This is a genomic window from Oceanibaculum indicum P24, assembly GCF_000299935.1.
Classification (GTDB): Bacteria; Pseudomonadota; Alphaproteobacteria; order Oceanibaculales; family Oceanibaculaceae; genus Oceanibaculum; species Oceanibaculum indicum.
In genome coordinates, this window is sequence record NZ_AMRL01000033.1 from 18217 (window position 1) to 30813 (window position 12597).

Consider the following 12597-nt stretch of genomic DNA (forward strand, 5'->3'; position numbering starts at 1 on the left):
CTGCTCATTTTCCGGAAAAAGCGTCCCGGTCCAGCGCCTCATAGACGATGATGCTGATGACGTGATCGACCGTGCGGCCATCGCTGGCGAGCGGGAAGTGGCAGACCTCAATGCTGGAGAAGTCCAGCCGGAATTTCAGCCTCGGCTTGCCGCGCCGGAACACCAGGCAGCCCGTCTCAACCACCTGTTCCCTGTCGGCAATGGGATAGCGCGGCGATGGGTCTTCCGCCGTGACGAACTCGTCCAGATAGCGGCCGATGATCGGGCGGTCTACGGATTTCAGGACTGTGTCACCGGCCACCTTCACCAGAAAGCGGTACTTCATATCCGGCGTGTCACCGGGCACCACTTTGGCCAGCACGATGTCGGGCAGCAGGCGCGGCAGTTCGATCGGGTCGAAGGCATCGCGCCCCGGCAGCCGGTCCTGCGGGTGCAGCTTCCGGAAATAGCCCAGAAACTCACGCACATTCTGTGCCTGTGACTGGGCGAGCGCTTCATCGAGCGCCTTGAGGTTCGGGTGCGTCCCCATACAGAGTTCCCTTGGGGGTAAACGGCTAAATTTCACCGCACTATCCGGCAGATATATTGAATTTTAGTTAAATGGACCTTTTGTCCCGGCCGGAAAGTGCCCGTGGCGGCTAAAACCCCTTAATGCAGGCGCCCGCCATTCGGGACGGCGCGGTCCACATCGACCAGAACGACCGCGCCCTGCGCGTCGGGGAAGCCCAGCACCAGGCATTCCGACAGGAAAGGGCCGATCTGCTTGGCCGGAAAATTAACCACGGCGGCGACCTTGCGGCCCAGCAACTCCGACATCGTGTAGCGCACCGTCACCTGCGCGGAGGTCTTGCGCACGCCGATTTCCGGTCCGAAGTCGACCTTCATCTTGAAGGCTGGCTTGCGCGCCTCGGGGAAGGGCGAGACCTCGATCACGGTGCCGACGCGGATATCGACTTTCAGAAAATCGTCGAAGGAAATCGTGCTCATGGATTCGGTCTGCTTCACTGTGATTGCTGCAAGAACAAGGGCAGTATCGGCGCCGTGGCGGCAAAAGAGAAGGGCCGGCCTGCGCCTGTGCGCAAGCCGGCCCCGGTCTCAAAAAGGCCGGGTATGGGGTCCGGTTACTTCTTCGCAGCCGCGTCGATGGCCTTCTTCACCTCATCCAGGCTTTCGGTCATGCGCTGGTTGATGAGGTTGACCGCCTCGCTGTTCGACTTGGAGACCATCTCCGACAGCTCGCGCATGTTGGCCAGGGCCTTTTCCATGGCGACCTTCATGACCTCGGTCTGCTTGGCGATGCGCTGCTCCGGCGTGCCATTGGCCATCAGGTCGGAGGCAACCTTGGTCGCTTCCTCCATCGACTGGCGCAGGATTTCCGCCTGACGTTGCGCGACCGCCTGCATGCCCTCGAAGGCCACGCGGTTGGCGTTGGTCAGCGCTTCCATGTTGCGGCGCTGGGCCGACAGCAGGGTGTTCACGTCAACGCCCGGCATGCGGAAGTCGGCGAAGAATTTGGTGAAATCCATCTCGGGGAAGGACGGGTACGCGCTTTTGGCGGCCATGTTGCATTCTCCGTTGCTTGTTTGTGTCAGCCGATTGCTGCAATGCAAGATGCGCCGGAAGCTACAGTTAACGCTTATTCACGTCAATATTATGTGTGCATTGCAACATAAACGAAACAAGGTTTGCTTAACCATGTTTCCTAGCGACCGATTCCGCCTGTCCAGCCTTCCAGGCGGCTAAGATTCTTGTCCAGGCTGGCGGCGGTCTTGCTCAGATCCGGGCTGTCATCGTTCAGCCAGACCCGCAGCGACAGCGCATAGAGGCCGGCCAGCGCCCGCACCCGGAGCATGCCCTTCAGCCCGTGATCGTCCAGGCCGGCGGCGCGCAGCATCCAGCGCATCGACCTTGTCGCCTGCTGGGCGAGGCAGGCCGCGGTGACGGGATCGCGCGGCAAATCCTTCACGATGGCAGCAATCGCCTCGCGCTGCGGGCGCAGCGCCTCGAAACGGCGCATCAGCACGTCCAGCAGCCGATCGCGCACCGGCTCCTCCGCATCTTCCGGGTCGGTGCCGGCCAGCACTTTTTCGTCGATGCGCCGGGAGAAGGCGACGAGGATCGCGGTCTTGGAGGCGAAGACAGGGTAGAGTTCGGCGATCTTCAGCCCGGCCTTGGCCGCGATCTCGGCATAGCTGGTCTTTTCCCAGCCCTGCTCTTCCGCGAGCGCCATCGCCGCTTCGATTGCCCGGCCTTCGATGTCTGTCTTGCGTGCCATGGAAAGCCTTTCCGTTTGCTTTCCCTGATATAGGCGCTCTTGCCAGCCTTTCCAGACGAATCGCTCCGTCCGTCGTCGCCGATTCCTTTATTCGGCGGCCAATGGTCGGGCCGTTTGCTGCGGTGCGCCGTTCAGGGCGGGCGCGCAGCGCCGGAATTCCTTCTGCATCCAGTCGATGACCGTGCGGATGCGCGGCAGCTGCCGCAGGTCGGGATGCACCAGCAGCCAGAAATCGGCAGCGAGGGCCGGAATGGGCTCAGGCGATACGCGCACCAGCCGGTCGTCGATATCGCCCAGGAAGCAGGGCAGGATACCGACGCCGGCCCCGGCGCGGATCGCGGCATGCTGCAGATGGATGCGCGAGGCACGTACCTGGGCGCTGCGCTCGCCCAGCTTGCCGGTCAGCCAGGCCATGGTGCTGAAATATTCGTGCGGTGCGTCGAAGGAGACGAAATTGCAGCTTTTCCAGCGCCGTTCGTCCAGCGCTTCCGGGTTGGCGTCGGCATAGTCGCGGGCGGCATAGAGCGTGCCCTGCATGGTGCCAAGGCCAACGGCCAGCAGGTCGCCGCGTTCCGGCAGGCCGTGGCGGACCATCAGGTCGGCCTCGCGCCGGGCAAGATCGGGGTCGCTGTGGGTTTCCGACAGTTCCAGGATGATCGCCGGGTTGTTGCGCGCGAAGTCGCCCATCCGCTCGGCCAGGAAGGCGGCTCCCCATTCGCCGGCATAGATCTTCACGATTCCTGCCGTGTCCTCGGCATAGGCGGCGCGGCGCCGGTCGATGGCGGCGGCGGTCTCGGCCATGCTCTCGGCCAGCGGCATCAGGTCGCGCCCGGCGTCGGTCAGCAGGTGGCCATCGGGTGTGCGCTCGAACAGCAGCACGTCAAGATCGGCTTCCAGCGTGCGCAGCCGGCGCAGCACGGTCGGCTGGGTCAGCGCCAGCTCACGCGCCGCCGCCCGCAGGCTGCCGCCGCGTGCTACTGCCAGAAAGACTTTCAGATCGCTCCATTCCATGCGGATTAGAATAATACGAAATGACACGATCGGGCGATACAGATTCGTATCACCCCCGAACGGGATGTCCCCGCTGGCCGGCTTGCCGCTATAGTGGCGCCATGCGTTCAAGTGTTTTCCGGGGACGAGCATGAAGGCCGTGGGGGTTACCCGCCAGCCGCCACAACGGCGGGGCGGCGACAGCGAGACGCGGCTGACGATCCGTGTCGATTTCGGCCCGCACGGCGCCCTGGGCCCGGGGAAGATCCGGCTGATGGAGCTGATTGGCGAGAAGGGTTCGATCACCGCTGCCGGCCGGGCAATGAAGATGTCCTACCGCCGGGCTTGGCTGCTGGTCGATGCGCTGAACCGGATGTTCCGGGAGCCGCTGATCGAGACCCAGCATGGTGGCTCCGGCGGTGGCGGCGCTGTGCTGACGCCGCTCGGTCAGCGCGTTGTCGCGCTGTATCGCGGGATCGAGGCCGGGGCGCTGGCGGGAGCGGCAGACCCGATGGCCGCGCTGGCCGCCGACCTCGCGCCGTTGGCCGGCGCAGCGGAAAAAGCCGGCGATTAAAGGTCCGCGGCCTCACCCCCTGCTTCTCCGCCCGCCTCAGTTCCGGCGGCGATGCTGCGGCGCTCGAAGGCGACGCTCTTCACCACGGCATAGAGGGCAAGGCCGGGCCGCAGGCCCAGCGTCTCCACCGACCGGCGGGTGACGCGGGCCAGTAGCGGCGTGCCGGCGCAATCGAGGCGGATATCGACAATCGGCCCTTTGCCGGGGCGTAGCTCCGCAACTGTCGCCTCCAGGATATTCAGGGCGCTGATCCCGGACGGCCGTTCCAGTGCCAGCATCACGTCGCGGGCGCGGATGCGCACCCTGACCGGCGTGCCCGCTTCCATGTCGATCCGGGGTACGCGGATCATGCCGGCAGCACTGCGCAGCAGGGTAAGGCCATAGTCTGCCTCATGCGCCTCAATGCGGGTTTCCAGCACGGCGCCAGCCTCGGCGCGACCGGTCATCGGGAACAGGTCGAGGCGGCCCATGATATCGGCAGTGGGGCCGGCGGCGGCGACCCGGCCCTCGTTCAGCAGAACCAGGGTGGAGGCCAGCCGGGCGACCTCGCCGACGGCGTGGCTGACATAGAGGATCGGGATGCGCATCTGGTCGCGCAGGCGTTCGATATAGGGCAGGATTTCGCCCTTGCGGCCCTCGTCCAGCGAGGCCAGCGGCTCGTCCATCAGCAGCAGCCGGGGGCTGGCGAGCAGTGCCCGGCCGATGGCGACACGCTGCTTCTCCCCGCCTGACAGGGACCCTGGCCGGCGCTCCAGCAGACTGGCGATGCCCAGCAGATCGATCACAGTATCCAGCGCTTCGCGGCGCTCGCCGGACGGGGCGAACCAGCGTCCATAGAGCAGGTTCTGCCGGACCGACAGGTGCGGGAACAGCCGGCCCTCCTGGAACACATAGCCGATCCGGCGGCGGTGCGGCGGGACGAAGATGCCGCGTTCACTGTCCAGCAACACCAGATCGCCCAGCGCGACGCGCCCGCGTACCGGCCGGATCAGCCCGGCAACGATGTTCACGAGGGTGGTCTTGCCGCTGCCGGACCGGCCGAACAGCGCGGTCAGGTTGCCCTCGCTCTCGAAGCGCACTTCAAGGGTGAAATCGCCCTGGCGGTGGCTGACATCGACGGTGAGCGTCATGTCGCGGGCGCTCCCTGGCCGACCCTGCTGGCCACCCGCCGGGCCAGCAGTTCGGAGGCGATCAGCGCCGCCATCGAGATCGCGACCGAGATCAGGGTCAGGCGCATCGCCCCGGCATCGCCGCCCGGCACCTGGGTGAACACATAGATTGCCGAGGGCAGGGTCTGGGTCTCGCCCGGGATGTTGGAGACGAAGGTGATGGTCGCGCCGAACTCGCCCATCGCCTTGGCGAAGGACAGGATCATGCCGGCGATGATGCCGGGCAGGATCAGCGGCAGAGTCACGGTCAGGAACACCATGAAGGGGCTGGCGCCCAGCGTGCCCGCCGCCTGCTCCAGCCGCCGGTCCACCGTCTCGATGGACAGGCGCATGGCGCGCACCATCAGCGGAAAGCCCATCACCGCACAAGCCAGTGCCGCCCCGGTCCAGCGGAAGGCGAAGACGATGCCGAAGCTCTGGTCGAGGAATTCGCCGATGGCGCCGCGCCGTCCGAACAGCAGCAGCAGGATGTAGCCCGTCACCACCGGCGGCAGGATCAGCGGCAGATGCACGATGCCGTTCAGGATTGACTTGCCCCAGAAATCGTAGCGCGCCAGCAAGAAGGCCGTGGCCAGCCCGACGGGAAGGCTGGCCAGCATCGCCCAGAAGGCGATCCGCAGGCTGAGGCGAACTGCCGTCAGTTCCTCGGGGCTGAGAGCCAGCCAGTCCATATCAGTTGAAGACCGTGAATCCGTGCTTTTCGAAAACAGGCTTCATCTTGGGCGATTTCACGTGGGTTAGGAAGGCGGCAGCATCGGGATTCTTCGATTCTGCCAGAAGCGCGGCCGGATAGATGATCGGCGGATGGCTGCCGGCGGGAAAGTGGCCGACGATAACCACGTTGGGGTCGGCAGCGGCATCGGTCGCATAGACGATGCCATAGGGCACCTCGCCCCGGGAGACAAGCGCCAGTGCGGCGCGCACATTCTCCGCCTGCGCCAGCCTGCCCTCGACCGCCTCCCAGACCCCCAGGCTCTGCAGCGCGGCCTTGCCGTACTTGCCGGCGGGCACGGCGCTGGTGTCGGCCATCGCCAGCCGCCGGTCGCCCAGTAGGCTGGCCAACGGGAACCCGGGCCCGATCTCCACCGGTTTTGCCTCAGCCTTCGGGGATACCAGCACGATGCTGTTGCCCAGCAGGTTGCTGCGGGTTTCGGGCTTCACCAGCCCGGCCTTCTGCAGATGGTCCATCCAGGCAAGGTCGGCGGAAATGAAGATGTCGGCCGGTGCGCCCTGCTCGATCTGCTTCGCCAGCGCCGAACTACCCGCATAGGAGGTACGGGCCTGCTTGCCGGTTTCCGCCTTCCAGGCGGCGATCACCTCATCCAGCGCGTTGCGCAGGCTGGCGGCGGCGAACAGCGTCACCGGTTCCGACGCGCGGGCGGCCGGCATCGAGACGAGCGGGCCGGCAACGAACAGCATGACAGCGAGGAGGAAAAGGCGGGTGCGCATCGGAAAACCCCTTTCAAGATATCCAATCAGATATTTCGCTGGAGTATAGGCTATCGATATATCCAATGGAACATATTGAATCGTGAAACCGGGTTCGGGCTATCTGGCCGGCGCTGGATCACCACGAAAAGGCCCGCGATGCACGACGAAAGCCGATATGACTGACCGCCTGATGTCCCTGATGCTGGCGAACCCGGTGAACCGGGCGATCCTGGATCGGCTGCCGTTGCTCGGTCTGCATCAGGCCTGCCTGGTCGCCGGCGCGCTGGCGCAGAGCGTGTGGAACGGTCTTGATCGCCGCCCGCCGCAGGCCTGCATCAAGGATTACGACATCTTCTATTTCGATGATGCCGATACCGGCTGGGCGGCTGAGGACGCGGCGATCAGCCGGGTGCGGGACGCTTTTGCCGACCTTGCCATCGAGATCGATGTGAAGAACCAGGCGCGGGTGCATCTCTGGTACGGGGATCGCTTCGGCGTGCCCATCGCGCCGCTCAACAGCGCGCTTGATGGCGTGGCGATGTTTCCGGTGCGCGGCACCTGTCTGGCGCTGCAGCCCGGCGCGGCGGGACCGGTCCTGCATGCGCCCTATGGCACGGCGGAGCTGGAGGCGGGGCTATTGGCTGATAATCAGAACTGCCCGGACCGCACCGCCTTCCGGGCCAAGGCGGAAAGCTACCGCGCGCGCTGGCCGTGGCTGCGGATCGTGGAAGGAGCGAGCGGTCAGCCCTCTTCCAGCTCGGTATCCCAGTAGAGGTAGTCCTGCCAGCTGCGATGCAAATGGTTGGGCGGGAAGCCGCGCCCATTTTGCTGCAGCTCGAAGCTGGTCGGCTGGCGCGGCGGTTCCAGCGGCAGCATGCCGATATCGCGCGGCATGCGGTTGCCCTTGAACAGGTTGCACGGCCCGCAGGCGGTGACGACATTCTCCCAGCTGGTGCGACCGCCGCGCGAGCGCGGGATCACATGGTCGAAGGTCAGTTCCTGGGTGGAGAACAGCTCGCCGCAATACTGGCAGCTGAAGCGGTCGCGCAGGAACACGTTGAAGCGGGTGAAGGCCGGGCGTCGCGCGGCGGGCACATACTGCTTCAGCGAGATCACGCTGGGCAGCCGCATCTCGAAAGTGGGGGAGCGCACCAGCTGGTCGTAATGGGCGAGGATATTGACCCGGTCCAGGAACACCGCCTTCACCGTGTCCTGCCAGTTCCACAGCGACAGCGGATAATAGCTGAGCGGCCGGCAATCGGCGTTCAGCACCAAGGCAGGCCAGTCGTTCGCAAGCGACGTCACGGCACCCTCCCGTCCGGTTGCTGCGATCCTGACGCACCGCAGCGATCAGAGAAGTGTAATTTAGATAGCCTGCCGCAAGGGGAAACACAACAACTAGGTGCTGTGTTTCACGTGCCTACCGAATTTTGTAACACAATGACAATAAACAGCGAATCCTGATGCTACTGCCGCCTCAGTCCGCCAGCACACGTTTCAGGAAGGCGCCACCGGCTTCCAGCCCGGCCGGGTCGATGCCATGGCCAAGGCCGGGGCAGCTCAGCGTCTCCACCGGCACGTCCAGCGATTCCAGCCCCTGCTGCGACAAGGCGAGGCTCTCATAGGGTACGATCGCGTCCTCCGTGCCATGCACCAGCAGCACCGGCGGACGCGAGGCGATCTCGCCGGCCATCGTGCCGTCATCGATCAGCCGGCCGGAATAGCCGACCACGCCGGCCACCGCGCGTTTACGCCGGGGCGCGGTGAACAGGCTCATCATGCAGCCCTGGCTGAAGCCGACCAGCGCCAGCCGGTCCTCGGTCAGCTTGTGGGCGGCCAGCTGCTCGTCGATAAAGGCGTCGAGGATCGGCCAGGCGGCGCGCACGCCGGCCACCACGCGCGCGGGTGTGCGATCCTGCAGGCTGAACCACTGGTAGCCATAAGGCGCCATGTCACAGGGAAAGGGCGCGTTCGGCGAGACGAAGGCGACATGCGGCAGCAGCCGCGCCCAGTGCGGGGCAAGGCCGATCAGGTCATTGCCGTCCGCTCCCAGCCCGTGCAGCAGGATGACGAGGCCGCGTGCGGGCTTGCCGTCGGCGGGCGGAAGGGAGGGACCGGAAAGCTGCATCAAACGTCTCTCATGCTGTCTTGGTTCCAGATGCCTCGTCCTAGCACAAAGCGCTTCGGTGCCGAAATCGTTCCGGCTAGTTTTGACGGCATGATCGTCACCCGCTTCGCCCCCAGCCCGACCGGCTTGCTGCATCTGGGCTCCGCCTATTCCGCGCTGGTCGGCTGGCGCCGGGCGCGGGAAGCTGGCGGGCGCTTCCTGCTGCGTATCGAGGATATCGACCCGACCCGCTGCCGGCCGGAACATGAGGCGGCGATCCTTGAAGACCTCGCCTGGCTCGGCATCGACTGGGACGGGGAAGTGCGCCGGCAGTCCGACCATCTGGAGGAATACCGCGCGGCACTGGACCGGCTGGCGGGCAAGGGCTTGCTCTATCCCTGTTTCTGCACGCGCAGCGACATCGAAGCGGAAATCGCCCGCTCTGGCCACGCGCCGCATGGGCCCCCAAATGGACCTGAGGGTCCGGCCTATCCTGGTATCTGCCGCGCCATTCCGGCGTCAGAACGAGAGGCCCGCATCGCCGCCGGGGAGCCGCATGCGCTCCGCCTCGACATGGCGCAGGCTGTCGCGTTGGCAGGGCCGCTGGACTGGCGCGATGAGGACAAGGGGATCATCCGCGCCACCCCGGAAGCCTTTGGCGATGTGGTGCTGGCGCGCAAGGAAACGCCAACCTCCTACCATCTCTCCGTTACGCTGGATGATGCGCTGCAGGGGGTGAATCTGGTGACGCGCGGCATGGATTTGTTCGAGGCGACGCACATCCACCGGTTGTTGCAGGCGCTGTTCGATCTGCCGGTGCCGCTCTACGCGCATCACCGGCTGCTGACCGGGCCGGACGGGCGGCGCTATGCCAAGCGGGACCGCTCGCTGACCATCGCCGCCCTGCGTGAGGCCGGCCATTCACCCGCTAAGGTTCGCGCGATGGTGGGGATGGGGTAAATTCGCCTACCGGTGCAGGCCCGAAACGAGATCCAGATAATCCGGACGGTCCGGCCCGAGGAGGCCGTGGCGGATCAGGAAATCGATGATGACGAGGTTGCAGTTGAACTTGAAATCGTCGCTGGTATCGACGATGCGCGCCACCTCGGCAATCGGCAGCAATTGGAATTCCTCGATCTCGCCATCCTGGCAGACCGGGATGAAATCCGCCGGCAGTTCGAGGTCGAAACAATAGAGCACGTCGCGGCGCAGCCCATCCTGGCCGATGTCGGCGGCGGCGCCGTGCGCCGTGTCGGCCCCCACCTCCATCATGTAGGTGATGGCGCCGACCGGATGCGCCCTAGCGGCGAGGGCTTCGGGCAGGCCGGCTTCCTCCCCGCATTCCTTCACCAGCGTCTCGAAAGGGCCATAGCCGTCGCCCATGCCGCCGGCCACCATATTGTCCAGCTTGCCGGGGGCGACGCTCTTGTCGCGGGCGCGGCGGCCGATCCAGAGGTGGATGCCGTCGGGCTTGCGGACATAGCCGTTGAGATGCACGCCGAAGGAGATGATGCCGAAATGCGCCGCCGCCGCCCGATTGATTCGCATCAGAATCGGTCCGCCCGGCCGTTCCAGCACCGGATATTGCTCGAAGCGGATCTTCGCGACCGCACCTTCCTCCACCAGTTGCCGTACGGCGCGGTCCACCGCCTCGGTGCGGGCCTCTGGGTCGGTCAGTGCGGGCGACAGGCGGACCGTGCTCGCATCGACCTGGAAAATGTCGGCCTGCGCCTTCAGCCGCTCGGCCATTGCGTGCCGCAGATAGCCGGCATGCGCCTCACCGATCAGGAAGCGGCGGAATCCCGAGAGATCGTGGCGGTTCACGCGCTGGACATGGTCTAGAAAGCTCATCTCGGCTCCGTGACGGTCTATAGCCTGAGGAGATCGCGGGCGGCGTTCAGCTGCCCCATGCGCAGCGTATCGCCCTGCGGCGAATCCGGGTGGAAGATCATTGCCAGCATGCGATAGCGCGCCTTCAGCGCCCGGGCATCTGGTTGCGCATCGGCCGGGAAACCCAGCACATAGAGTGCCTGCATGCGGGTGCGCACGCCGTCCTTCAGCGGTTCGAAGGCGACGGCGGAGAGCATCAGGCGCAGCCGCTCCAGCTCCTCCTCCAGCGCCTTGATACGGTCGGCCTGCTTGCCTCTCGCGGCAGGCGCTTCCAGCGCCACCACATGGTCGCCACGCGCCATGGCGACGGCCAGACCCAGCGCCCGGCGCAGCTGCACCACCGCCAGGCCGGGCTGCAGGCGAACCTGCAGGCGCGGCTTGCGACGCAGCACGCGGCCCTTGGACGCGCCGGACAGCAGGGTCACTTCCTCGCGTTCATGGGCCGGCGGCTCGCCCGGATCGGGCGCGGCGTTTACGGTCGCTTCCGGAACGGTCAGCAAAATGGCGCGCGCCAGGTCGGCAATACTGACCCCGCGCTGCTGCGCCAGTTCCGTCACCTGATCGCGGAAACCGGCGCTGCACGGGATGGCATAGGTGCGGCTGCGTTCGCCGGTACGCGGTACGGCTTTCCGGATTGGTCTCTGGGCGGACATCAGGCTGTCGGGCATTCTCTGTCTGTCTCGAAATCGCGCGCTAACGAATCGGAAGCGATTCGGTCTGCCGGCCTGTTCCTGCCCGGTAACTGCAAATCGCCGTCACAGGGCCAGCCTTATCGGGCTCTGGACAGGGCGTCAACTGCAATCGAAGTTAAGGAATCGTTAACCACACGCCTGAAACTGCAAGTCGCGGCTACAGCAGGTCGCGCAACATGGAAACCAGCGGCACATCGGCCGGCGGCATCGGGTAGGCGCCCATTTGGAGAGGGCGTACCCATTTGATTTCACTATGTTCTTTGGCTGCGATACGGCCACGCCAGCGGCGGCAGACATAAAGCGGCATCAGCAGGTGGAAATCGTCATATTCGTGCGAGGCGAAGGTCAGCGGGGCTAGGCAGCTGCCCGAAGTGTCGATGCCCAGCTCCTCGCGCAGCTCGCGCACCAGCGCGGCCTCCGGCGTCTCGCCCGGCTCCACCTTGCCGCCGGGAAACTCCCACAGCCCGGCCATCTTCTTGCCTTCCGGGCGTTTGGCGATCAGCACCCGCCCGTCGATATCGACCAGGGCGCCGGCGACCACCAGCACGACCGGCTTCGGCCCCGCGGCGACGGGCGTGGCGGGGCCGGACGGGCACAGATCGTCGAGATCAGCTGCGGTAGGAGCCATTGATGTCGATATAGGCGTGCGTCAGATCGCAGGTCCACACCCGGGCGCGGCCCTTGCCGAGGCCGATATCGACCTCGATCTGGATGTCCTGGCCCTTCATGTGGGCGACCACCGGGGTTTCGTCATAGCCCTCGACGGCGGCCCCTTCCTTCGCCACCTCGACGCCGCCGATCTTGATCGCCAGTCGGTCACGGTCAGCCCATTCGCCGGACTTGCCAACCGCCATGACGATACGGCCCCAGTTGGCGTCCTCGCCGGCGATGGCGGTCTTCACAAGCGGCGAATTGGCGATGGCAAGGCCGATGCGCTTGGCTGCCTTGGCGGACGCCGCACCCATCACGTCGATGGTCACCAGCTTGCTGGCGCCCTCACCGTCGCGCACGATCTGGACCGCAAGGTCGGTCAGCAGATCCTCCAGCGCCGCCCGGAACTCCTTCAGATGCGCATCCCGGGCGCTCTCCACCGGCGGGTGGGAGGCCTTGCCGGTGGCGAACAGCAGCACCGTGTCGCTGGTCGAGGTGTCGCTGTCCACGGTGATGCAGTTGAAGGACTTGTCGGTCCCGCGCGACAGCATCTCCTGCAGCACCGGGGCGGGGATGGCCGCATCGGTGAAGACGAAGCCCAGCATGGTCGCCATGTCCGGCGCGATCATGCCGGAACCCTTGCAGATGCCGTTGATCGTCACCTTCGTGTCGCCGATGCGGGCCGTCCGCGTGGCACCCTTCGGGAAAGTATCCGTGGTCATGATGGCCTTGGCCGATTCATGCCAGGTTTCCGGCTTCAGGTTCGCCCGCAGCGTGCCGATGGCGGCCACCACCTTGCCAGCCGGCAGCGGCTCGCC

The 12597-nt window shown here is 65.7% G+C and carries 17 protein-coding genes; 3 read left to right on the plus strand and 14 right to left on the minus strand.

The genetic code is table 11. The annotated features are described in order from the left end of the window. Positions 1 to 4: 4 nt before the first annotated feature. The 5 genes from P24_RS17140 to P24_RS17160 all read right to left on the minus strand — a co-directional run bounded on the left by P24_RS17140 (position 5) and on the right by P24_RS17160 (position 3286). Positions 5 to 529, minus strand: coding sequence for a PAS domain-containing protein (locus P24_RS17140; protein WP_008946012.1), 525 nt, complete (start codon positions 527 to 529; stop codon positions 5 to 7). 119 nt (positions 530 to 648) lie between these two features. Next, positions 649 to 987, minus strand: coding sequence for a tRNA-binding protein (locus P24_RS17145; protein WP_008946013.1), 339 nt, complete (start codon positions 985 to 987; stop codon positions 649 to 651). A 134-nt stretch (positions 988 to 1121) separates the two neighbouring features. Further along, entirely contained in the window at positions 1122 to 1562 is a 441-nt protein-coding gene (locus tag P24_RS17150; protein WP_008946014.1) for a phasin family protein, read from the minus strand. A 140-nt stretch (positions 1563 to 1702) separates the two neighbouring features. Continuing rightward, positions 1703 to 2275, minus strand: coding sequence for a TetR/AcrR family transcriptional regulator (locus P24_RS17155; protein WP_008946015.1), 573 nt, complete (start codon positions 2273 to 2275; stop codon positions 1703 to 1705). 87 nt (positions 2276 to 2362) lie between these two features. After that, a complete protein-coding gene (locus P24_RS17160) occupies positions 2363 to 3286 on the minus strand; it encodes a LysR family transcriptional regulator (protein WP_008946016.1) in 924 nt (307 codons plus the stop codon). 130 nt (positions 3287 to 3416) lie between these two features. On the opposite strand from P24_RS17160, the gene P24_RS17165 reads away from it, so the two are divergent. Next, the gene (locus P24_RS17165) at positions 3417 to 3839 is read left to right on the plus strand and encodes a winged helix-turn-helix domain-containing protein (RefSeq protein WP_008946017.1); all 423 of its coding nucleotides are present in this window, start codon (positions 3417 to 3419) and stop codon (positions 3837 to 3839) included. Here the strand turns inward: P24_RS17165 and modC are convergent. The 3 genes from modC to modA are packed head-to-tail and all read right to left on the minus strand — an operon-like array spanning position 3836 to position 6457. Then, positions 3836 to 4969 (minus strand): molybdenum ABC transporter ATP-binding protein, encoded by a 1134-nt coding sequence (modC, locus tag P24_RS17170; RefSeq protein WP_008946018.1) that lies wholly within the window; start codon positions 4967 to 4969, stop codon positions 3836 to 3838. The two genes, P24_RS17165 and modC, sit on opposite strands and share 4 nt — an antisense overlap. After that, a complete protein-coding gene (gene modB / locus P24_RS17175) occupies positions 4966 to 5679 on the minus strand; it encodes a molybdate ABC transporter permease subunit (RefSeq protein ID WP_008946019.1) in 714 nt (237 codons plus the stop codon). Before modB ends, modC begins: the two co-directional genes overlap by 4 nt. 1 nt (position 5680) lies before the next feature. Then, the gene (gene modA / locus P24_RS17180) at positions 5681 to 6457 is read right to left on the minus strand and encodes a molybdate ABC transporter substrate-binding protein (RefSeq protein ID WP_008946020.1); all 777 of its coding nucleotides are present in this window, start codon (positions 6455 to 6457) and stop codon (positions 5681 to 5683) included. A gap of 157 nt (positions 6458 to 6614) precedes the next feature. Here modA and P24_RS17185 point away from each other — a divergent pair, with 157 nt between their 5' ends. Then, entirely contained in the window at positions 6615 to 7211 is a 597-nt protein-coding gene (locus tag P24_RS17185; RefSeq protein WP_008946021.1) for a nucleotidyltransferase family protein, read from the plus strand. Here P24_RS17185 and P24_RS17190 read toward each other — a convergent pair. Then, positions 7181 to 7744: an HNH endonuclease gene (locus P24_RS17190; RefSeq protein ID WP_008946022.1), complete on the minus strand. Its 564-nt coding sequence runs from the start codon at positions 7742 to 7744 to the stop codon at positions 7181 to 7183. The two genes, P24_RS17185 and P24_RS17190, sit on opposite strands and share 31 nt — an antisense overlap. A 172-nt stretch (positions 7745 to 7916) precedes the next feature. After that, positions 7917 to 8567: an alpha/beta hydrolase gene (locus P24_RS17195; RefSeq protein WP_008946023.1), complete on the minus strand. Its 651-nt coding sequence runs from the start codon at positions 8565 to 8567 to the stop codon at positions 7917 to 7919. 90 nt (positions 8568 to 8657) lie between these two features. On the opposite strand from P24_RS17195, the gene gluQRS reads away from it, so the two are divergent. Beyond that, positions 8658 to 9506, plus strand: coding sequence for a tRNA glutamyl-Q(34) synthetase GluQRS (gene gluQRS / locus P24_RS17200; RefSeq protein WP_008946024.1), 849 nt, complete (start codon positions 8658 to 8660; stop codon positions 9504 to 9506). A 6-nt stretch (positions 9507 to 9512) separates the two neighbouring features. On the opposite strand, the gene P24_RS17205 is transcribed toward gluQRS, so the two are convergent. The 4 genes from P24_RS17205 to argJ form a co-directional block, all read right to left on the minus strand. After that, positions 9513 to 10397: a DUF4743 domain-containing protein gene (locus P24_RS17205; protein ID WP_008946025.1), complete on the minus strand. Its 885-nt coding sequence runs from the start codon at positions 10395 to 10397 to the stop codon at positions 9513 to 9515. 17 nt (positions 10398 to 10414) lie between these two features. Then, positions 10415 to 11089, minus strand: coding sequence for a J domain-containing protein (locus tag P24_RS17210; RefSeq protein WP_083859855.1), 675 nt, complete (start codon positions 11087 to 11089; stop codon positions 10415 to 10417). 196 nt (positions 11090 to 11285) lie between these two features. Next, positions 11286 to 11756, minus strand: coding sequence for an 8-oxo-dGTP diphosphatase MutT (gene mutT, locus P24_RS17215; RefSeq protein WP_008946027.1), 471 nt, complete (start codon positions 11754 to 11756; stop codon positions 11286 to 11288). Then, on the minus strand, positions 11737 to 12597 hold an 861-nt coding region (gene argJ, locus P24_RS17220), incomplete at its 5' end, for a bifunctional glutamate N-acetyltransferase/amino-acid acetyltransferase ArgJ (protein WP_008946028.1). The genes argJ and mutT, both read right to left, overlap by 20 nt.

Excerpts from the sequence above, each read along its gene's own strand:
- P24_RS17140 (WP_008946012.1), bottom strand. The coding sequence starts at position 529 with ATGGGGACGCACCCGAACCTCAAGGCGCTCGATGAAGCGCTCGCCCAG.
- P24_RS17145 (WP_008946013.1), bottom strand. The coding sequence starts at position 987 with ATGAGCACGATTTCCTTCGACGATTTTCTGAAAGTCGATATCCGCGTC.
- P24_RS17150 (WP_008946014.1), bottom strand. The coding sequence starts at position 1,562 with ATGGCCGCCAAAAGCGCGTACCCGTCCTTCCCCGAGATGGATTTCACC.
- P24_RS17155 (WP_008946015.1), bottom strand. The coding sequence starts at position 2,275 with ATGGCACGCAAGACAGACATCGAAGGCCGGGCAATCGAAGCGGCGATG.
- P24_RS17160 (WP_008946016.1), bottom strand. The coding sequence starts at position 3,286 with ATGGAATGGAGCGATCTGAAAGTCTTTCTGGCAGTAGCACGCGGCGGC.
- P24_RS17165 (WP_008946017.1), top strand. The coding sequence starts at position 3,417 with ATGAAGGCCGTGGGGGTTACCCGCCAGCCGCCACAACGGCGGGGCGGC.
- modC (WP_008946018.1), bottom strand. The coding sequence starts at position 4,969 with ATGACGCTCACCGTCGATGTCAGCCACCGCCAGGGCGATTTCACCCTT.
- modB (WP_008946019.1), bottom strand. The coding sequence starts at position 5,679 with ATGGACTGGCTGGCTCTCAGCCCCGAGGAACTGACGGCAGTTCGCCTC.
- modA (WP_008946020.1), bottom strand. The coding sequence starts at position 6,457 with ATGCGCACCCGCCTTTTCCTCCTCGCTGTCATGCTGTTCGTTGCCGGC.
- P24_RS17185 (WP_008946021.1), top strand. The coding sequence starts at position 6,615 with ATGACTGACCGCCTGATGTCCCTGATGCTGGCGAACCCGGTGAACCGG.
- P24_RS17195 (WP_008946023.1), bottom strand. The coding sequence starts at position 8,567 with ATGCAGCTTTCCGGTCCCTCCCTTCCGCCCGCCGACGGCAAGCCCGCA.
- gluQRS (WP_008946024.1), top strand. The coding sequence starts at position 8,658 with ATGATCGTCACCCGCTTCGCCCCCAGCCCGACCGGCTTGCTGCATCTG.
- P24_RS17205 (WP_008946025.1), bottom strand. The coding sequence starts at position 10,397 with ATGAGCTTTCTAGACCATGTCCAGCGCGTGAACCGCCACGATCTCTCG.
- P24_RS17210 (WP_083859855.1), bottom strand. The coding sequence starts at position 11,089 with ATGTCCGCCCAGAGACCAATCCGGAAAGCCGTACCGCGTACCGGCGAA.
- mutT (WP_008946027.1), bottom strand. The coding sequence starts at position 11,756 with ATGGCTCCTACCGCAGCTGATCTCGACGATCTGTGCCCGTCCGGCCCC.